Origin of the sequence: Raineyella sp. (genome assembly GCF_034933565.1) — a bacterium.
Taxonomy (GTDB): domain Bacteria; phylum Actinomycetota; class Actinomycetes; order Propionibacteriales; family Propionibacteriaceae; genus Raineyella.
Genome location: NZ_JAYFNG010000006.1, coordinates 1 through 19,034, shown reverse-complemented (window position 1 = coordinate 19,034; position 19,034 = coordinate 1). Strand labels below are relative to the sequence as shown.

At 68.6% G+C, this 19,034-nt stretch carries 17 protein-coding genes; 9 read left to right on the top strand and 8 right to left on the bottom strand.

Going from position 1 to position 19,034, the window contains the following annotated elements:
• Positions 1–111 precede the first annotated feature (111 nt).
• The 3 genes from cmk (at position 112) to der (ending at position 3,036) form a co-directional block, all read left to right on the top strand.
• Positions 112–789 carry a (d)CMP kinase gene (gene cmk / locus VB059_RS01780; protein WP_323420306.1) on the top strand — a complete coding sequence of 226 codons (678 nt, stop codon included), beginning with the start codon at positions 112–114 and terminating at the stop codon, positions 787–789.
• Between the two features lie 16 nt (positions 790–805).
• A complete protein-coding gene (locus VB059_RS01775; RefSeq protein WP_323420305.1) occupies positions 806–1,633 on the top strand; it encodes a lysophospholipid acyltransferase family protein in 828 nt (275 codons plus the stop codon).
• Positions 1,634–1,707: 74 nt separating this feature from the next.
• The gene (gene der / locus VB059_RS01770) at positions 1,708–3,036 is read left to right on the top strand and encodes a ribosome biogenesis GTPase Der (RefSeq protein ID WP_323420304.1); all 1,329 of its coding nucleotides are present in this window, start codon (positions 1,708–1,710) and stop codon (positions 3,034–3,036) included.
• Positions 3,037–3,142: 106 nt separating this feature from the next.
• Here the strand turns inward: der and VB059_RS01765 are convergent, their stop codons facing one another.
• The 5 genes from VB059_RS01765 to VB059_RS01745 form a co-directional block, all read right to left on the bottom strand.
• Positions 3,143–3,751 carry an energy-coupling factor transporter transmembrane protein EcfT gene (locus tag VB059_RS01765; protein WP_323420384.1) on the bottom strand — a complete coding sequence of 203 codons (609 nt, stop codon included), beginning with the start codon at positions 3,749–3,751 and terminating at the stop codon, positions 3,143–3,145.
• Positions 3,751–4,443: an ABC transporter ATP-binding protein gene (locus VB059_RS01760; protein WP_323420303.1), complete on the bottom strand. Its 693-nt coding sequence runs from the start codon at positions 4,441–4,443 to the stop codon at positions 3,751–3,753. The genes VB059_RS01765 and VB059_RS01760 overlap by 1 nt, the downstream gene beginning before the upstream one ends.
• Positions 4,437–5,438 carry an acetyl-CoA C-acyltransferase gene (locus tag VB059_RS01755; protein WP_323420302.1) on the bottom strand — a complete coding sequence of 334 codons (1,002 nt, stop codon included), beginning with the start codon at positions 5,436–5,438 and terminating at the stop codon, positions 4,437–4,439. Before VB059_RS01755 ends, VB059_RS01760 begins: the two co-directional genes overlap by 7 nt.
• 70 nt (positions 5,439–5,508) lie before the next feature.
• Entirely contained in the window at positions 5,509–6,117 is a 609-nt protein-coding gene (locus VB059_RS01750) for a biotin transporter BioY (protein ID WP_323420301.1), read from the bottom strand.
• 536 nt (positions 6,118–6,653) lie between these two features.
• Positions 6,654–9,386, bottom strand: coding sequence for a cation-transporting P-type ATPase (locus VB059_RS01745; protein ID WP_323420300.1), 2,733 nt, complete (start codon positions 9,384–9,386; stop codon positions 6,654–6,656).
• A gap of 147 nt (positions 9,387–9,533) precedes the next feature.
• Between VB059_RS01745 and VB059_RS01740 the strand changes: the two genes are divergently transcribed.
• The 3 genes from VB059_RS01740 (at position 9,534) to VB059_RS01730 (ending at position 12,830) form a co-directional block, all read left to right on the top strand.
• Entirely contained in the window at positions 9,534–10,109 is a 576-nt protein-coding gene (locus VB059_RS01740; protein ID WP_323420299.1) for a TetR/AcrR family transcriptional regulator, read from the top strand.
• Positions 10,110–10,173: 64 nt separating this feature from the next.
• Positions 10,174–12,570, top strand: coding sequence for an MMPL family transporter (locus VB059_RS01735; RefSeq protein WP_323420298.1), 2,397 nt, complete (start codon positions 10,174–10,176; stop codon positions 12,568–12,570).
• 62 nt (positions 12,571–12,632) lie between these two features.
• Complete coding sequence (locus VB059_RS01730) at positions 12,633–12,830, top strand: hypothetical protein (protein ID WP_323420297.1); 198 nt, start codon at positions 12,633–12,635, stop codon at positions 12,828–12,830.
• 23 nt (positions 12,831–12,853) lie between these two features.
• On the opposite strand, the gene VB059_RS01725 is transcribed toward VB059_RS01730, so the two are convergent.
• The gene (locus tag VB059_RS01725; protein WP_323420296.1) at positions 12,854–13,585 is read right to left on the bottom strand and encodes an alpha/beta hydrolase; all 732 of its coding nucleotides are present in this window, start codon (positions 13,583–13,585) and stop codon (positions 12,854–12,856) included.
• Between the two features lie 73 nt (positions 13,586–13,658).
• Here VB059_RS01725 and VB059_RS01720 point away from each other — a divergent pair, with 73 nt between their 5' ends.
• The 3 genes from VB059_RS01720 to VB059_RS01710 all read left to right on the top strand — a co-directional run bounded on the left by VB059_RS01720 (position 13,659) and on the right by VB059_RS01710 (position 16,273).
• Positions 13,659–14,357, top strand: a complete 699-nt coding sequence (locus VB059_RS01720) for a YafY family protein (RefSeq protein WP_323420295.1) — start codon at positions 13,659–13,661, stop codon at positions 14,355–14,357.
• Between the two features lie 150 nt (positions 14,358–14,507).
• Positions 14,508–15,752, top strand: coding sequence for an MFS transporter (locus tag VB059_RS01715; RefSeq protein WP_323420383.1), 1,245 nt, complete (start codon positions 14,508–14,510; stop codon positions 15,750–15,752).
• Positions 15,753–16,105: 353 nt separating this feature from the next.
• The gene (locus tag VB059_RS01710) at positions 16,106–16,273 is read left to right on the top strand and encodes a hypothetical protein (protein WP_323420394.1); all 168 of its coding nucleotides are present in this window, start codon (positions 16,106–16,108) and stop codon (positions 16,271–16,273) included.
• 214 nt (positions 16,274–16,487) lie between these two features.
• On the opposite strand, the gene VB059_RS01705 is transcribed toward VB059_RS01710, so the two are convergent.
• A complete protein-coding gene (locus VB059_RS01705; RefSeq protein WP_323420294.1) occupies positions 16,488–17,186 on the bottom strand; it encodes a response regulator transcription factor in 699 nt (232 codons plus the stop codon).
• A complete protein-coding gene (locus VB059_RS01700; protein WP_323420293.1) occupies positions 17,183–18,559 on the bottom strand; it encodes a sensor histidine kinase in 1,377 nt (458 codons plus the stop codon). The genes VB059_RS01705 and VB059_RS01700 overlap by 4 nt, the downstream gene beginning before the upstream one ends.
• Between the last annotated feature and the right edge of the window lie 475 nt (positions 18,560–19,034).

The window sequence follows — 19,034 nt, the reverse complement described above, 5'->3', positions numbered from 1 at the left end:
GGACGCCGCGCCCGCCGGGCGGGCTACGATCAGACACTTCGCCGCAACGTTTCCCCGGCGGCCACCTGCCGGACATGTGGGCGTGGGGAACCGTCGACCAGGAAAGGCAGAGTGATCAGCGTGGTAGTCGTGGCCATCGACGGGCCGAGCGGGTCGGGCAAGTCCTCGACCTCACGGGCCGTTGCCGAACACTTCGGGTGGGCCTATCTCGACACGGGAGCGATGTACCGGGCGATGGCCTGGGCGTGGCTCTCCTCGGGGATCGCGATCGAGGATGCCGACGCGGTGGTCGCGATGGTGCGTCGCACCGACCTGCGGGTCGGCACCGATCCGGCGGCCCCGACGGTCAGTGTCGACGGGACCGACGTGACCGCCGCGATCCGCGCCCCGCGGGTCTCCGCCGAGGTGTCCAAGGTGTCCTCGATCCAAGGCGTACGCGACGAGCTGATCGCCCGCCAGCGTGCCGCGATCGCCGCTGCCCGAGACGGCATCGTGGTGGAGGGCCGTGACATCACCACCGTGGTCGCCCCGGACGCGCAGGTCCGGATCCTGCTGGTCGCCGATCCGCAGGCCCGGGTGGCACGCCGGGCCGCCGAACTCGGCGGCCGGGCCACCGGAGCCGAGGTCACCGACCAGGTGATCCGCCGCGACCGCGACGACTCCCGGGTGACGGCCTTCACCGAGGCGGCCGAGGGCGTCACCGTCATCGACTCCACGTACGACGACCTGCCCACCGTGGTGGGCCGGGTCGTCGGCCTCGTCGAGCAGACGCTCGCCGAGGAGCACTGACCGAGAGGACCCCGCGATGACCGTGGACACCCGCAGCGACCTGGCGTCCCCCGCGACCGTGCCGGGCTCCACGAGCCCCGCGGAGTCGGTCGACGGTCCGGGCACCACGGGCGTCCATCGGGCCGAGGGGCCGGCCGGGCTGCCGCGTACGGATCACCTCCCGGCGCCGCGCCGCGGCCTGTTGCGCATCCTCCGCGGGCCCGGTCGGGCCGTCGTCGGGGCCCTGTGGGACGTCCGGGTGCACGGTGCCGAGCAGGTGCCCGCCGAGGGGCCGGTGATCCTCGCGGCGAACCACATCGCGACCCTGGACGGGCCGCTGGCGGTGCTGATGTCGCCGCGACGCCCCACGTACGCTCTGGCGAAGCAGGAACTGTTCCGGGGGATGATGGGCGGCGCCCTGAGCCGTTCGGGCCAGATCCCGATCGACCGGGACGTCGTCGTGGACCGTACGGCGGTCGACCGGTGCATCCGGGTGCTGCGCGACGGCTCGGCCCTGGTGGTCTTCCCGGAGGGGATGCGCGACACCGGCGACTTCGCCTGGATCAGGTCGGGGGCCAGCTACCTGGCGATGGTCACCGGTGCCCCGATCGTGCCGGTGGCGATGCTCGGGACCCGCGCCGCCGGGGACAGCCCGCACAGCACCCCGCGACTGCGCTCCCGGATGCACGTCGTCTTCGGCGCCCCGCTGGCCGTCCGGCAGGTGCCGTGGCCGCGGCTCCAGGCCGTCGTACGTTCCGCCGCGGAGGAGCTGCGGGTGCAGCTGGCCGCCCACGTCCGGCAGGCCACCGAGCTGACCGGGACCCCACTGCCCGGCATCCCGCGCGGCCGGATCGTGCCGGCCTGAGCCCGGGACACGTCCGGGATGAGCCCGGCCGGGCACCCGGCCAGGCGCGGATCGGTGCGGCCCTGCACTAGGCTGTGTCGGTGACCGAGACCCAGAAGCCCGTCGTCGCCATCGTCGGACGCCCCAATGTCGGCAAGTCGACGCTGGTGAACCGCATCATCGGCCGGCGCGAGGCCGTGGTCCAGGACGTTCCCGGGGTCACCCGCGACCGCATCTCGTACGACGCCACCTGGAACGGGCGCGACTTCGTCGTCGTCGACACCGGCGGCTGGGCCTCCGACGCCAAGGGGCTGGCCGCCCGGATCGCCGAGCAGGCCGAGCTGGCGATCAACGCCGCCGACGCCGTGGTGCTGGTCGTCGACGCAACCGTCGGCACCCTCGACGAGGACCAGGCAGTGGTGAACGTGCTGCGCAGGTCGCGCAAGCCGGTCGTGCTCGCCGCGAACAAGGTGGACGACCAGCGCACCGAGGCGGAGGCCGCCTCGATGTGGAACCTCGGTCTCGGCCAGCCGTGGCCGGTGTCGGCCATCCACGGTCGCGGCACCGGTGACCTGCTCGACGCGATCGTCGAGGTGCTGCCGCAGACCTCCGCGGTGGCCGAGGAGCCGGTGGGCGGGCCGCGACGGGTCGCCATCGTCGGCAAGCCGAACGTCGGCAAGTCGTCCCTGCTCAACCGGCTGGTCGGCGCCCAGCGTTCGGTCGTCTCGGACATCTCCGGTACGACCGTCGACCCGGTCGACGAGCTCGTCGAGGTCGGCGGGGAGGTCTACCGGTTCATCGACACGGCGGGCCTGCGCAAGCGGGTCAAGGAGGCATCCGGCCACGAGTACTACGCCTCGCTGCGGACGGCCACGGCGATCGAGCGGGCCGAGGTGTGCGTGGCGGTGATCGACGCCTCGGAGGAGGTCTCCGAGCAGGACCTGCGGATCCTGTCGATGGTGGAGGACGCCGGACGCGCCCTGGTGATCGCCTTCAACAAGTGGGACCTCACCGACGAGGAGCGGCGTCGCTACCTGGACCGCGAGATCGAACGCGACCTGGTGCAGTTCCAGTGGGCCGACCACGTCAACATCTCGGCCCTCACCGGCCGCAACGTCGTCAAGCTGCGGGCGGCGATCGACACCGCGCTCGAAGGCTGGGAGACCCGAGTGTCGACCGGCAAGCTCAACGCGTTCCTCGGCCGGCTCGTCGCCGCCCACCCGCACCCGCTGCGCGGCGGCAAGCAGCCGCGGATCCTCTTCGGCACCCAGGCCCAGGCCGGTCCGCCGACCTTCGTCCTGTTCACCACCGGTGACCTCGACGCCGGCTACGTCCGCTTCGTGGAGCGGCGGCTGCGGGAGGACTTCGGCTTCCGCGGCACCCCGGTGCAGGTGGAGGTGCGGCCCCGCGCGAAGCGCTCCTGAGAGGCGCACGCGAAGCGCAGCTGAGAGGCGCGGCGAAGCGCTCCCGCGAGGGCCGTACGGACCGGTCGGGAAGGCACGCGTCGCGGCTGGGGAACCTGCAGGGACGTCAGTCGTCGTCGACGCCGCGGGCCACCAGGGCCTCGCCCATCGCATCGGCCTCCCGCAGGGCGCGGACGATCAGCGGCACCGCGAAGGCCTTCCAGCTGGTCCCCGCACCGCGGGCCAGCTGGGCCTCACGGACCTGGGCGGCGAGGTCGGCGACCAGCGGGACGCAGCGGATGCCGAGGGTGAGCATCAGCCCGACCCGGTCCGGGTCCACGCCGAAGCGTCGCAGCGGCCCGACCACCCGCACCACCGCGTCGATCAGCGCGGACGTCGGGGTGGTCAGGGTGACCAGCGCGGCGGCGAGCACCAGCAGCACGATGGTGAACGTCACCACCACCGCGCGCTGCCACGTCGCGGCCCACACGTGGTAGACGGCGGTGAACGAGAGCAGCCACAGCATCGGGCGGATCTGCTTGACGATCACCCGGGGACCGATGCCGGCCAGTCCGTACGCCCCGAGCAGCACGCCCAGCAGGGCGAGGACGAGCCACCAGTGGGTGAGCAGGACCGACGAGGCACCGAGGACGACCAGGGCGAGGAGCTTCAGGCCGGCCGGGGCCCGGTGCAGCAGACTGCTGCCGGGCCGGTACAGGCCGAGGGTGGACTGCATCAAACCGCCATCAGCTCCTGGTAGTACGCCAGCGCGGGGGCGGGGGAGTCGTCGGCCACCAGGCGCCCGCCGTCGAAGACGAGCACCCGGTCGAAGGTCTCCAGCAGGTGCAGGTGGTGGGTGACCAGCAGCACCTGCTGGTCGAGCCCGGCGACGACCTCGCCGATGATCCGGGCGTTGCGCAGGTCCAGCAGGGTGGTCGGCTCGTCCATCACCAGGATGTCCGGCCGGGTGACCAGGACCGATGCCAGCGCCAGCAGCTGCTTCTGGCCACCGGAGAGCAGGTGGGCCGGGTGGTCGGCGTGTCCCGACAGCCCGAACCGGTCCAGCAGCTCCCCGACCCGGCGGTCGATCTCCTCGCGGGGGAGCTTGCTGCGGCGCAGCCCGAAGGCGACGTCCTCGGCCACCGTCGGCATGATGATCTGGTTGTCCGGGTCGGTGAACAGGAACCCGACATGCCTGCGGATCTCCTTGGCCTGGCCGGCGGTGTCGCGGCCGTCGACCAGGATCCTGCCCCGGGACGGCACGATCAGGCCGTTCACCATCCGGGCGAAGGTCGATTTGCCCGATCCGTTGTGACCGACCACGCCCACCCGGGGTTCCTCCAGTCGCACCGACAGGTCCGTCAGGACCGTACGGGCAGCGGGGCCCTCCCCGTACGTGTGGGTGACGTGGTCGGCCTCGATCAGCACCGTTCGACCACCATGGCGATGCCCTGGCCGGATCCGGCGGAGACGGCGGCGAGGCCGAAGCGGCCCTGCCCCTGGCGGACGAGCTGGGTGAAGAGGCGGGTCATCACGACCGCGCCGGACGCGCCCCAGGGATGCCCGAAGGCGATCGACCCGCCCTGACGGCAGACCCGTTCGGGGTCGACGCGCAGGGCGGTGCAGGCGACCAGCACATTGGAGGCGAACGCCTCGTCGAACTCGATCACGTCGAACTGCTCCAGCTTCAGCCGGGTGGCGTAGAGCACCTTCTCGATCGCCGGCACGATGCTCCAGCCGACCCGGGCGGGGTCGCAGCCGAACGTCGCGCTGGCGGTGACCCGCAGACCGGGCCGGCGCAGCCGGCGGTGGGTGGCGCCGTCGATCATCAGCACCGCGGCGGCACCGTCGTCGATCACCGACGGATCGGCGTCCTCCCAGCTGAGATCGTCGGTGGTGACATCGCCGACGGGCACGATCTCCTGGTCGAACAGGCCCTTGTCGGCGGAGGCGGCGGCCCGGGCGCGGGAGCGTTCGGCGTAGGCACGGCGCTGCTCCCGGGTGACACGGAACTCCTCGGCCAGCGCGTGGGCGGCATCGGCCATCGCCGGGTTCACCGGGGCGTTCGCCTGCGAGCCGGACTCGACGCCGCCGGCGATCATGTAGCCGGGGGTGTTGACCGAGACCAGCTTGTCGGCCGCGTAGTCGATCGCGGAGAGCCCCGAGGCGCGGCCCCGCTCCACCGACATGGCGGGCACCTCGAGCGGCGCGCCGGCCAGTCGGAGGGCGTCGCGCCCCAGACCCACCAGGCCGTGGGCGTGCCCGATGACGACGTCACGCAACAGGTCGGGCTGCGGGCAGGCCTCGTACAGCCGTCCGAGCAGGGGCGCGAGCACGGCGACGGAGGTGTACGGCGCGAGCGGCCCGCCGTTGTGGGCCAGCGGCGTACGAACGGCATCGATGATGACCGCGTTGTTGATCACTGCATCCTCCAGGGCATGACAAGGGGACGGGACGGCCCCGCAGACAGCACCCTATCGTCCGGTGTCGGGCTCAGGCCCGTACGTCGTGGGCCGCCTCGGCGGGCTCCGCGCTCGCGCCACGCCACGGCAGCAGGCCGGGGTAGGCGGCGTGGACGCCCTTGGCGATCAGCGTCGCGGCGATGACCTTGATCAGATCGCCGATCAGATAGGGCAGGTTCGCCAGCAGCGCGGCCGTGAGGGAGAGGTGCGCGATGACCATCATGCCGGCGATGCCGAGGGCGTACATCAGCACCATGCCACCGAGGATGTTGATGACCAGACCCCAGACGATCGAGTACGGCGCACCCTTGCGCCAGGTCGCCCAGCCGATGACGCCGGCACAGACCACGAAGCCGACCAGGAAGCCGGCCGTCGGGCCGAGGAAGACCCCGATGCCACCGCGGCCGCCGGCCAGCAACGGCAGGCCGAGGGCGACCAGGGCGATGAAGAGCAACTGGGACAGGAGAGCGCGCCGGCCGCCCAGGACGGTGCCCGCCAGGATCACCCCGAACGTCTGCAGCGTGATCGGCGCGGGGGACAGCGGGACGTACAGCGGAGGGATGAGCCCGAGGGCAGCGGTGACGCCCGCGAAGACGGCGATCAGTGCGAGGTCACGGGCGGGGGTGCGGTTGTTGGCCACGTCGAGTCCTTGGGTCGTGGAACGGACACCGAGAGTGTAGGTGGGTCACGACCCGGACTTGTACACCGTTCAGTAGGTGAACAGTGTTCAGGGATCGGTGCCGGGGATCCGGCATGTCCGGCGCTCCCGGCCGCCTCCACCCTGCTGTCCGACCGGCTGTACGCCCGCCGCGACCTCTGGCCTGACAGTCGGTCCACCGCGACCTCTGACCTGACCTTCAGTGGGCAGAAGCCACCGATCACGCTCCGGCGCCTGTGATGTTGGTCGCACCGTCCCGTCCCGCATTGAAGCGGGCCGGTCAGGCATGACATGATGTCGCCGCCCCTCTTGGTCGCATGACCAAGTCCGGTCGACCCGTACGTGTGGCGATGACATCCCCCCCCAAAAGTCATCACCCGCACGTACGGGTCTGTAGTTACCGGACCTGCCACCACGGTGGGTCGGCGAAGGCTCGCCGCAGCAGGGTCAGGAGACCTGGGACCCCGAAACCAGCCGGTCAGGAACCGACGTCGGCGACGGCCGTCCGCACCGCCGGATCAGGAGGACCCCGAGCGTCGTGTGCGACGGGCGTAGCGCACCAGCTCGTCCACTCCCCAGACGAGGAACGGGTAGGGCAGCAGAAGGAGAAGCTGCCGCGGCTCCGGGGCTGCCGTCCCGAACACCTCCTGGAGCGGTGGGATGTAGACGATGGCCGCCGAGAAGGCGATCTCGAAGGCGATGCCCCACAGCAGGAGCCGGTTGGTGGCGATGCCGATCCGGTGCAGCGATGCGGTCTGGGTCCGCGCCGCGAAGGCCGTCCCGATCTGGCAGGCGACGATCCCCAGGAACGACATCGTGGTGGCCTGCACCCACACGTCGTGGAGGGAACCGGTGCTCGTGTCGGCGCCGTAGGTCCACCCGCCCGCCACGAGGGTCGTCAGGAACGCGCCGACGACGAGGACGGCCGACACGCCCCCGAGGAGGCCCCAGGCGCGGGCGAGCATGGGCCCGTCGATCACGTTCTGACCGCGCTTGCGCGGTGGGCGTTCCATCGTTCCTGGTTCCTCGGGTTCCCGGCCGAGGGCCAGGGCGGGCAGCGTCTCGGTGCCCAGGTCCACGGCGAGGATCTGCATCACCGTCAGGGGCAGCGGGATCCCGCCGCCGGCCACCGCGTACAGGAGGAACGGCACGACCTCCGGTGTGGCATGGGCGAAGATGTACACGATGAACTTGCGGACGTTGTCGTAGACCTGCCGCCCCGAACGGACGGCGCTCACGATCGTGGCGAAGTCGTCGTCGGTGAGGACCATGTCGGCGGCCTCGCGCGCGACGTCGGTCCCGGAGCGCCCCATCGCGACGCCGATGTCGGCCCGGCGCAGCGCGGGGGCGTCGTTCACGCCGTCCCCGGTCATCGCGACCACGTGGCCGAGGCTGCGCAGGGCGTCGGCGATGCGCAGCTTGGCCTCCGGTGAACTGCGCGCGAAGATGATCTCCCGCTCGGTCGCCAGGAGGTCGTCGAGCTCGGCCTCCGGCATGTGGTCCAGCTCGGCGCCGGTCACGATCCGTACGTCGTCGCCGCCGATCCCCACCCGGGCCGCGATCCCGCGGGCCGTCAGACCGTGGTCCCCGGTGACGACGATCAGGCGGATCCCCGCTGTGTGACACCGCGTCACGGCGTCGGCGACCGCCGGGCGAGGCGGGTCGAGCAGCGCCAGGAGGCCGAGCAGGGTGAGACCCTGCTCGGCCTGTGACCTGGTCAGCTCGTCGATCTCGCCCTCCGGAAGGCGTCGCTCGGCCACCGCCAGGACCCGCAGGCCGTGCTCGGCCCAGTCGTCGACCATCGCCAGCACACGGGTCCGGTCAGCGTCGGTGAGTGGCCGCGAGCCCCCGTCAGGGGCAGCCATCGCCGTACAGATCCGGAGCAGTTCCTCCGGGGCCCCCTTGCAGTGCAGCCAGCGCTGCCCGCCGCTGTCGTCAACGGTCGACATCCGGCGCAGTCCGGGGTCGAAGTGGAACTGCTGGACCCGGACGTACGTCGCGGGGTCGCTCGGCCTCCCCAGTGAGGCAGCGGCGTGGAGGAACGCGAGCTCGGTGGCGTCCCCGGTCTCGGTCCCGTCGGGTGCGATCTGCGCGTTGTTGCACGCGACCGCCGCGATCGCCAGCCGCGCCGCGCCCGATCCCGCCACGGCCGTCGGGACCGCACCGTCGAGCGCGACCGGGCCGCCGTCCGGGGTCCACAGCGTCACGGCCCGCATCCGGTTCATGGTCAGCGTCCCGGTCTTGTCCGTGCAGATCACGCTCGTCGAGCCGAGCGTCTCGACGGCCGAGATGCGCTTCACCAGCGCGCCCTCGCGGGCCAGGACCCGGACCCCCACGGCAAGGGCGAGGGTGATGGTGGGCAGGAGTCCCTCAGGGACGTTGGCCACCAGCAGCCCGATCGCGAACTTCAGCGTGTCGGCCAGCGGCAGCCCGGCCAGCAGCGTCCCGACGGGGATGAAGGCCACCCCCATGGCGACCGCCACGAGGGCGATCACCCGCGTCACGCGGGTCACCTGTCGCTCCAGCGGACTGCTCTCGTGCCCGGTGCGCTGAGACAGGGCCGCGATCCTGCCCAGCTCCGTGTGCATCCCGGTGGCGAAGACGACCGCCGTCGCGTCACCTGCCGTACAGCTGGTCCCGCTGAAGACCATGTCGGAGGCCTCCAGCAGTCGTTCCCCCAGTGAGCCGGCCTCCGGACTCCGCAGCACCGGCAGCGACTCGCCGGTGAGCGTGGACATGTCCATCTCGACCGATCCGGCGAGCAGCCGCGCATCGGCGCAGACCCGGTCCCCTTCACGTACGACGATGACATCGCCCGGCACCAGCGACCGGGCGTCCAGCTCGCTCTCCTGACCGTCCCTGATCACCCTGGCCGTGAGCGGCAGATAGGCCGCGAGTGCCTCGACCGCGCGTTCCGCATGGCGTTCCTGCAGGAGGGCGAAGCCGGCGTTCAGGAGGATCACCGCCACGATGGCGCCGGCCAGCGCGCCGGACCCGGTGACGTAGCTGAGCGCGGCGGCGACCCACAACAGCAGCGCCAGCGGCTGAGCGAGCTGCCGGAGCACCTGCCTGGGCCACTCCCGACCCCCGCGTCGCGCCAGCACGTTCGGCCCGTACACGACCTGGCGCCGTTCGGCCTCCCGGCCGGTCAACCCTCGGCGCGACGAGCGCAGGTCACGCAGGAGCCGGTCCACGGAGCATCGCGGATCGACCTGGTCGGCGCCGGGGGAGGGTGGCTGCTCACGCTCCATACCTGCAGTAGACCGCGGAACCGCGCCGATGACCACACGTCCGGGCATCACGGTGGCGGTGGCGTACCGACACCACAACATCCCCCAGAGGTCGATGCCGATTGAGCAATCTTGCCCAACCGGCAATTTTGCTGCTAGGGTTCCGGCATGGTGGAAGGCGGCTTGAGGGACCAGAAACGTAAGCAGACAGCACACGCCCTCGCAAAGGTTGCCTTCGATCTCACCGCGGAACGTGGTCTCGACGGGTTCACCATCGATGACGTTGTGAACACCGTCGGTGTCTCTCGGCGAACTTTCGCGAACTATTTTTCATGCAAAGAAGAAGCGGTCACCGCTCTCGCGATCGAGCAACTCCGGGACGGAATCGATTCGATGCCGACCGTTCCGCCGGAAACTCCTCTGCTGGAATGGGTCCGACGTCTGGCGCTCCACCAGCTCTCGGGCGGAATGCTGGATCTTCTCGTCGGCCTTCGGGACCTTGCCAGAAAATATCCGGCATTGAGGCCGTTTGTCGAGAACCTGCACGGCGAGATCCGGCGGACCGCCCAGGCGGTGGTGACGGAACAGGCAGGTGACGCCACGTCGAAGTGGACGGTGCCCATCATGGTCGGGGCAGCGTACGGCGCATTGATCGCCTTCATCGATGTGGCGGAACCCTGTTCCGGAACATCGCTCGAAGACTTCGTGGAAGAAGTCTTCGCCAAGCTCAGATCCGGCCTCTGATCTTCACAATCTCCGACGTAGGTGATACCCCTACGTTATTTTGGCATGCCAGAAAGGTCTCTTGATGTCAATCTTCCTCTATCGCCTGGGGCGTTTTTCATATCACCGCCCCTGGGTCTTCATATTGACCTGGCTGGTCATCCTTTCAGGTGTCGTCGGGCTCGCTGTGACCAGCGATGCGAAGATCAGTTCAGCGATCACGATCAACGGCACCCAGAGTCAAGCGGTGATCGATCAGCTCCGCACCGAGTTCCCCGAGACCTCGGGTGGTCAAGGGACGATCGTCTTCACGGCCCCGGAAGGTCAGCGCCTCGACAGCGGAGAGCGCGCTGAGGCGATCCGCTCGGCGATGAAGGAGATCTCGGCGAACGAATTCGTCGTGGAGCGTGACACCTCGGCCCTGACCTCGAAAGCTCCCCAGGACGGTCGGGTCACGGACCCGTCCCGCGCTGGAGCAACGACCGGGACAGGTCCGGCGCAATCACCCGCCGGGGGACGGCCGGGCCAGAAGCCGAGCCCCGCCGATCAGGAGAAGATGTTGCAGCAGGCTCTGCTGCAACAGGGCATGCTCGCCCCAGGAGTACTGGTGTCTGCCGACGGCTCAGTGGCCCTCATGCAGATCCAATTCACCCAACAGGTCGAAGATCTCCCGGCAGGAGTGGTCGACGACGTCGTGGGGATCGCCACCCACCGGGCCGATGCGACCGGTCTCACGGCCCTGCCGACGGAGTCGCTGAAGCCCCAGAAGCCGCCGCTCGGCGGTCATGAAGCGCTGGGACTGCTGGTGGCAGGACTGGTGCTCGTCCTGACGCTGGGGTCGTTGAGCGCTGCCGGTCTGCCGCTCGTCACCGGGATCATCGGTGTCGCCATCGGCCTCGGCGGAGCATTCGCGCTGTCCGGCAGCATCGAACTGACGAGTGCGACCCCGGTGCTCGCGCTCATGATCGGGCTCGCGGTGGGCCTCGACTATGCCCTGTTCATCGTGAACAGGCAGCGGCACCTCATCCTGCGCGAGGGGCTCGCTGCGGAAGAGGCCGCCGGCCGGGCCCTGGGAACGGCAGGGAGTGCCGTCGCGTTCGCGGGCCTGATCGTCATCATCGCGCTGAGCGGGCTCACCCTGATCAGGATCTCGTTCCTGACGACGATGGCGTTGGTGGCTGCCGCGACCGTGCTCTGTGCCGTGCTGATCGCCCTGACACTCCTGCCGGCCCTCCTCGGTCTGATCGGAGAGCGGATCCTGAGCGCTCGTACGCGTCGTCGCGAACAGCAGCGCAGCTACGAACAACGACACGGCCTCGCCCATCACTACGCCTCGGCACTGGTCAAGGGGCGATGGGTGGTCATCGTCGGAGTGATCGCGCTCCTCGGCGTGGCGGCCGTCCCGATGTCACAGATGACCCTCGGCATGCCGAGCGGCGCCACCGCGAACCACGACACGACGGAACGTCAGGCGGCCGACGCGATCACGCGCAGCTTCGGCGCGGGATACAACGCTCCGCTGATCTCGGTCGTCCGTGCCCCTGAGGGCGGACATTTCGCCGCCGCACAGTTGCCCCGCATCGCCGGTGCATTCAAACAGGACGATTCGATCGAGACTGTCAGGCCGATGGGGATCTCTCCGGATGGGTCGCTGGCGCTCTTCTCAGTGATTCCGGTGGCAGGTGCCGAAGCGGAATCAACGAAGACTCTCGTACACGCGCTGCGTGAAGACACCGGAACGCTCACCGGTGTCGCCGGCACCAGCATCGGCGTCACGGGATTGACCGCGATCAATCTCGACATCTCCGAGAAGCTGGCGGACGTCCTCCCGCTCTACATCACCATCATTGTCGTCCTGTCGCTCCTCGTGCTGCTCGTCGTCTTCCGCTCCCTGTTCATCCCGATCAAAGCGACCGCCGGGTTCCTCCTCACGATCAGCGCCACGTTCGGCATCATGACGGCGATCTTCCAGTGGGGTTGGCTCAAGGACCTGGTCGGATTCGACACGCCGGGCCCGATCCTCAGCTTCCTGCCGATCATGGTCACCGGCATCCTCTACGGGCTTGCGATGGACTATGAGATGTTCCTCGTCAGCTCCATGCGGGAGGCGCATGTCCATGGCTACGAAGGGAAAAAGGCCGTGGTCCACGGCTTCGAACAGGCGAGCCGGGTCGTGGTCGCCGCAGCGATCATCATGGTCTCCGTCTTCGCCGGATTCATCTTCAGTGATGACAGGATGGTCAAGCAGTTCGGGCTCGCCCTGGCCGTCGGCATCCTCATCGACGCCTTCCTCGTCCGCATGACCCTCGTCCCAGCTCTCATGGCCGTTCTCGGGAAGGCGGCATGGTGGATCCCGGGTTGGCTGGACAAGCTGCTCCCGAATCTCGACATCGAGGGAGATCGCCTCGCCGGCTATCTGCGCGAAAGGGAGTCCCGGGACACCCGGGGAGCAGTGGGGAGCACGGCCGACTCACTGAGCTAGCTGCTGCGTCCGCTCAGTGTGGTCATGGTGCGGTGGGTATCAGCGGCCACCCTCGGCGGTCCATGGTCGGTGCGGTGGGCGCGGAGAATCTGTCGCTGGTCGGTACGCAGGTCACGCTCGTCGCCGTTCCGCTGGTCGCCGTACAACCGCTGGACACGTCGAGCACGACGATGGGTCTGCTGTCGGCCGCAGGCCGGTTCCCGATCGTGATCTTCGGCAGCGGGCGGTGGCGAGGAAAGGGGTCAGCCGAATTCGGCTGACCCCTTTCAGGTGCGTGTGCGGTTCAGTCGATGCGGGACGCCGCTGAGTCGATAATCCCGGCGAGGTCGCGTGGTCGGCTCCACATCGGCCAATGCCCTGTGGGGAGGTCGATGACGTCGACGTGTTCGAGGTTCGCGACCTCGGCAAACATCGGGTGACTCGCCTGGACCAGCGCCATCACCTGCTCGCCCGAGATCGAGCAGCACACCAGGGTCGTCGGGACGCCGCGGCGGGCCTCGTTCACGAGCTCGACAGGCTGACGAACCACTGGTGCAGGCTCAGGGACGGCCTTCGCCCGAAAGCGCTCAAGGGCCTCGGCGCTCAGGCCTTCGAGGCTCGCCTGCTGCCCGAGGGCATCGAACGACGGCAGCGGCAATTCTTCCGACTCATCCGGGAAGTCGGGAGCGAACACGCTGCCTTCCGCCACGGGCCCGGAGTCGACCCATACCACCCGGAGGACAAGCTCGGGGTAGCGGTCGAGGACGAGGCTGACGGGGGCATTGGCCCCGCTGTGCGCGACGAGAATCACAGGCTGATCCCCGTGCTGGGCGATGACGTCTCGGATCGCTGCTGCCTGGTCGTCGAGAGTCTTCGCCGCACGGTCGGCGTCGTCTCCGTCGAGACCGGGCAGGGTCATCGCGACTGCGAGAGTGTGGTTAGTTTCGAGGTATTCAAGGACTTCGTCCCATGCCCATGCTCCCAGCCAATGACCGGCGATGAGAATGATGGTCGGACTGCTCGTAGTAGTTGTCATGTGACAACCCTCCCAGCCCCGATGGACAAGAGTGTGTCACTATTTATGTCATGAATTTGCCAAGGCCTGAACAGTGAGGCGAGCCGAACGTCTTCATGCCCTGTCCGAGATATTGCGTCGCAGCGGCGCGCGGGGCGTCTCCGCCGAACGCTTGGCACGAGAGTTCGAGGTGTCCGTACGCACCGTCAAGCGAGACCTCGATGCGCTGGAGAACAGCGGCGCGCCGATCTGGTCCCGCCCGGGCCCGGGCGGTGGATATGGACTGGCCAAAGGCGCGTCCCTGCCGCCCGTCAGCCTGTCCCCGGCGCAGGCCGTGGCGCTCATGGCGGCCGTGTCAGCCGCACCCGATGCCCCCTACGCGGATCTGGCAGCAGCCGGTATCCGGAAGATCATGGACGTCCTTGATCCCAGGACCCGAGCGCAAGCCGACGAGCTGGCCCATCGCGTCTGGGTCAACTCGTCTCCCTCCTCCTCGCGCGCAATCAGGTCGGGGCTGGAGGAGGCGATGGCCGAGCAGCGGGTGATCCGGATCCGCTACACATCAGGGAACGGCGCCACGACCACCCGTGACGTCGAGCCTGTGCTGTTCGCCTCCACGAACGGCCGGTGGTACCTGGTCGGGTGGTGCCGCCTGCGCGACGCGATGCGGTGGTTCGCCGTGTCGCGCATCGAGCGGGCCAGCGTCACCAAGACGGCCTGCAGCGGCCACACCATCCACGAGGTCGGAGAGCCCCCGGTGAACGCAAGACCGGTGCACGGCCGCGGCGAGTAAGTCAATCTCACGAGTTGTTGCAACTATGAGATGCGCTAGCAGCGAGCGCCCACTCGTCCGTGAAGGACCTCGCTCGCGGCAAGAGTGACACCTCGCCGGTCGATCAACCTTACGTACTGGAGGGGACTGACGCATGGCTGATCCGGCCGCATTCGAGGTCGATACGGAGCATTCAGGATCGCCAGTAGGCAGGCGGTTCTGGTCGCTCTGGGGGGGGCGGAGAGCGTGTCGCTGGTCGGCACGCAGGTAACGCTCGTCGCCGTTCCGCTTGTTGCCGTGCAGCAGCTGGGAGCATCGAGCACGACGATGGGTCTACTGTCGGCCGCAGGCTGGCTGCCGATCGTAGTCTTCGGCCTGCTCGCCGGGGCGTACGTCGACCGCGGGAGGCCGGTATGGATCATGGTTGCCAGCAACATGGTCAGACTCGTGCTGATCTCGCTGATACCCGTTGCATACGCCACCTCAATGCTGAGCGTGCCGATCCTGCTGGCCGTGGTGTTTGCCGCAGGCATCGGCGCCGTCTTCTTCGACGTGGCCTATCAGACATACCTACCGCAAACCGTTTCCCGGGAGAACCTCGCAACGGCGAACAGCAGACTTGAACTGAGCAGGTCCGTCGCGCAGCTGCTCGGGCCCGCAGCGGCGGGCCTTCTTGTAACCGCCTTATCGGCGCCGACCGCGGTCCTTGTCGACGCGGCAAGCTTCGCGGTCGCCGTCCTCCTACTCGCGCCGTTGTGGCGGGCGCCGGAGGCGAGCGTGGTGCAACCGCGCGTGAACCAGGGCATGGTGGCGTCAATCCGGGAAGGGATCGGCTTCATCCGGGGCAGCGCGATGATCAGCCTAGTTATCACAGCCGCCTCCGCCAGTAACCTGTTCACTGCGGGCGCCATGGCGCTACAGGTGCTGTTCGCAGTGCAGTTGCTCGGCATGTCGCCGGCCGAGCTAGGTTTGGCGCTCACACTCGAGGGCGGCGCGGCGCTCGCCGCGGCGGCGCTGGCCCCGTGGCTCACGCGCCGGATCGGCGAGCGCGGGATCGTGTTTGCGTCGTTCTGCCTGATGACGGCAGGCGCGGTGCTGCTGTTCTTGGCGCCAGCGTACGGCGGCTTGGTCCTGTTCGCCTCCGCCCAGCTCTGCTTTGGACTCAGTGCGCCGCTGATCAATATCACCCTGGTGACCATGCGGCAACGGCTCACACCCCCGCAGCTGCTCGGTCGTGTGAACGCCGCCGCACGCGTGGCGATCATGAGCACCCTGCCGATCGGTGCAGCCGGCTTTGGGGCCGTGGCAGGCGCGGTCGGAATGCCGACGACGTTCCTCGTGATCGCCGTCGGACTGCTCGTGGTCGCGGTCGCCTGGCAGGTCCGTACTCCGCGCCGCGCCGGCGGCGCGGAGTAGCGCGTGCGGGGTCGTCCCGGAAACGAGCGGGGCGGCGCCTTGGGCGGTGGACGCTCACGTAGTGCCCGCCAGCGCCTCCGACACGACGATGAGCTGTGCGGCCATGCGTGGCGTCCGGATACCTTGAAGGCGGCCGGGCCCAGGGCGAAGCTGTCCCGAAGAGGGCTGCGCTGGACCGTGGAGGGACTCGTGGTCGCCCGCCTGACCACCGCCCGGCAGACCCTGCACATCGGCATCGATCTGCTCACCGAACGCATCCAGGCCCTGTTCGCTCTACAACGCCTGCTACCTGCTCGAATCCGGCGGATTCAGACCCTAACGTCCTGTACCTGTACCCTCCCGGCGACGCCACGGTGTCGCTCACGTGCTTCGCGTTCCTCACGGAGGCGGTCGCCGCCGAGACGTCCCTGGGATCGGTGCCGCTGCGGCCTCAGCTGGCCGGCGCGGTGGTGCTCGTCGGCTACGCCCTGGTCGCCGCGGGCGTCGCGGTGCTCGCACCGCTCCGCCGGGACCTGCGCTGACGGCCCGGAGCACGTCTCGAGGTCACGCTGTGCTCCTGGTGGACAGGTCAGATACCGAGCGTGAGGGGCGGAATGACGATCGCCTGGTAAGGCTTCGGGCGACCCAGCTCAGAGAACCCGCATTCAGGAACCTCAAGAGCGTGCCAGTGAGGAGGCCATCTGCGTCTTCCTATCCTTGTGGAACTGCACTTCGACAAGGACCCTGAGATTCCTGCTACATGCCGCTCCTGTACCACTCGACGGCGATCTGCACGCGGTCTCGGAGGCCGAGCTTGGCGAGGATCCTGCTGACATTCCGGCGGACTGATGCTTGCTGGATGACGAGCCGGTCGGCGATTTCGGCGTTGGAGAGCCCGTCTGCTATTAGTCGCGCGATGTCTGCCTCGCGCGGGCTGAGAGTGCTGAAGAGGGCCCGAATGTGCTCGCGTTGAGCTGCCGGAAGCGCGCGCGGTACGCCGCGTTCGATGACCTGTCTGGTGACTCTCGGGGTGAGGATGGCGTCCCCCTGGGCGACGGAGTGAATAGCCGCGATGAGTTGTGGAGTGCGCACGTCTTTCAGGAGGAAACCCGAGGCACCGGCGGCAAGAGCACCGAACGCATAATCGTCCTCGTCGTAGGTCGTGAGCACGAGAACCTTGACGGACGGGTGTGCGCCGGCGATCCGGCGGGTCGCCTCGATGCCGTCCATCCGGGGCATCCGCACGTCCATGAGCACGACATCGGGGAGGCCGCTGCGGCCGTGTGCTCGCTGGGCGATGACGTCGAGTGCTTCTTGCCCGTCTCCTGCCGCCGCGATGATGTCGATATCAGGTGCTTTTCGCAACATCAGGGAGAACCCCGTGCGCGCCAAGTGCTGGTCGTCGACCAGCATGACGCTGATCCGGGAAATACCTGTCTCGCTGGGGGCCGTCACGGGTTCTCCTCCGGAGGGTCGGCGCGGTTCGGAGGTGTCGCAATAGCGGTGTCACCGCCGGTTCGCACGACTGCCCTCACCACCCACTCATCGTCGGTGGTCCATCCATAGGACATTGTCCCGCCGGTTTCTTCCACGGTGAGCTGCAGTCGGTACAACCCGGTGCCGGGCGGAGATACAGCCGAACGGTCGGTCGTCCCGACCCGTGTGCCGCTGATGCTCCGTACTGTCACGGTTGTCTCTTGGACGGCATCGTGATCCCAGGACACGGCGAGCTGCCGCAGTCCGTCGCTGTGGCGCATCGCGTTGGTGATGGCCTCTCGTGTGATGGCAAAGCACAGGTCGGCGTGATGCATGTTCGAGGAGCGTCGGCCGGTTTCGGTGAAGACTACGGTCACGCCGAGAGAGCGAACGTGCCCGAGTACGGGAAGGATCTCGGCCCACTCGTGAAGCGACGCCACAGGGCCTGGGGATGCGTCGTCAGCTGGAGGCGGGGCATTCACGAACTCTTCGGCGGCGGCACCCTCGTCGGAGCCGGAGAGAGCCCGGGCTGCTTGCCGGGTGTCCTTCAGGCTTTCTCTGGCCACCGAATTGATTCCGGCCAGGGCCTCGTCAATCTCCGCGTCGCCTGTAGTCCCCGCCAGCCCTTCGGCCAGAGCGATGATTGTCGTCAGGCCATGTCCGACGCTGTCATGCAGCTTGGCGGCGATTTGCGTACGGGACACGGCTCGAGCGCGCTGTCGAACAAGCTTCTCGGAGCGGCGTGCTTCTTCCAGAGCACGTCTCCGGGAGTGCTGCCAACCGTGGATGCTGCGGGTGGCGACGGCCAGCGCAGTCGTGGCAAGCGCAGTGAGGAGTTGACTTAGGTATTCCACTGCGAAGCCCGCCGACGTCGGCGCGACGAATACGTTGAACGTCATCACCACCCACACCGAACCCGTCCCGACGATCATCTGCCGGACGGGAGGGCGGGCGATGCAACTGAAGAGAGCGAACAGGAGCGGGAACACCAGGTAATTGCTCATTCCGGCAGCCGAGGCCATGGCATAGAGGGTGCACTCGATCAGGAGCACGGTCAATGGCTGCCGAGATCGCCAGATGAGGAGCACTGCCGCGCCGATCGCGATGAACGCGACGATGAGCGCCCCGTACCAGTTGCGGGTGAAGTTGTAGGCGTTTCCGTCGAGCGTGGTGCCGGCGAACAGTAGGCGGGCGGTGAGGAGCGTTTGATAGCTGGTACAGAGCAGCACGGAGATGATCGCACCGATGGTTGGGCGTGCAGGGGCGACGGTGGACTGCTGCACCCAGTCACCGAGCGACGGCCAGAGGTGCTGCACGCTGCTATGCGATGTGCTGCCGGCCTGTTCGCTCATGTCTCCCCTCGCATGCAACCATCCTTATCCTGCGACAAAGTCGGGGTACCAGCCCCCGATGAACGTCATCAGCTCACCGGTCGGCTACTGGATGAGCGCGACCGACAGGCTTCCGACGACAATGCGGAGGCTCCGAAAGACCAACAAGAGGCAGCAGCCGATCCGCGCCGCCGTGCCGCCAACGCATGCTGTCACGGTGACGGGGTGACCAGGTAATCAGCATTCCCACGACGCACAGAATGAGACCGAAGCTGACCGGGAGAGCCTTTCTCGTGGCATTGCGGCATGAGCGCGGAGGGTCGCTCGGGCGGGGTTCGATTTCGCGCTGGCCATGCTAGCCCCGGTCTTTCATGAGTGTCGGTGAGGCGAGGTCATGCGATGTCGTCGTCCCCGCCGGTGGTCGGTGTGGTGTGGGGGCATGGTGAAGGGCCGGCTGGCGCTGCCGGGCTGCGGTTCTCCGGGGTCCTCGTGTCGT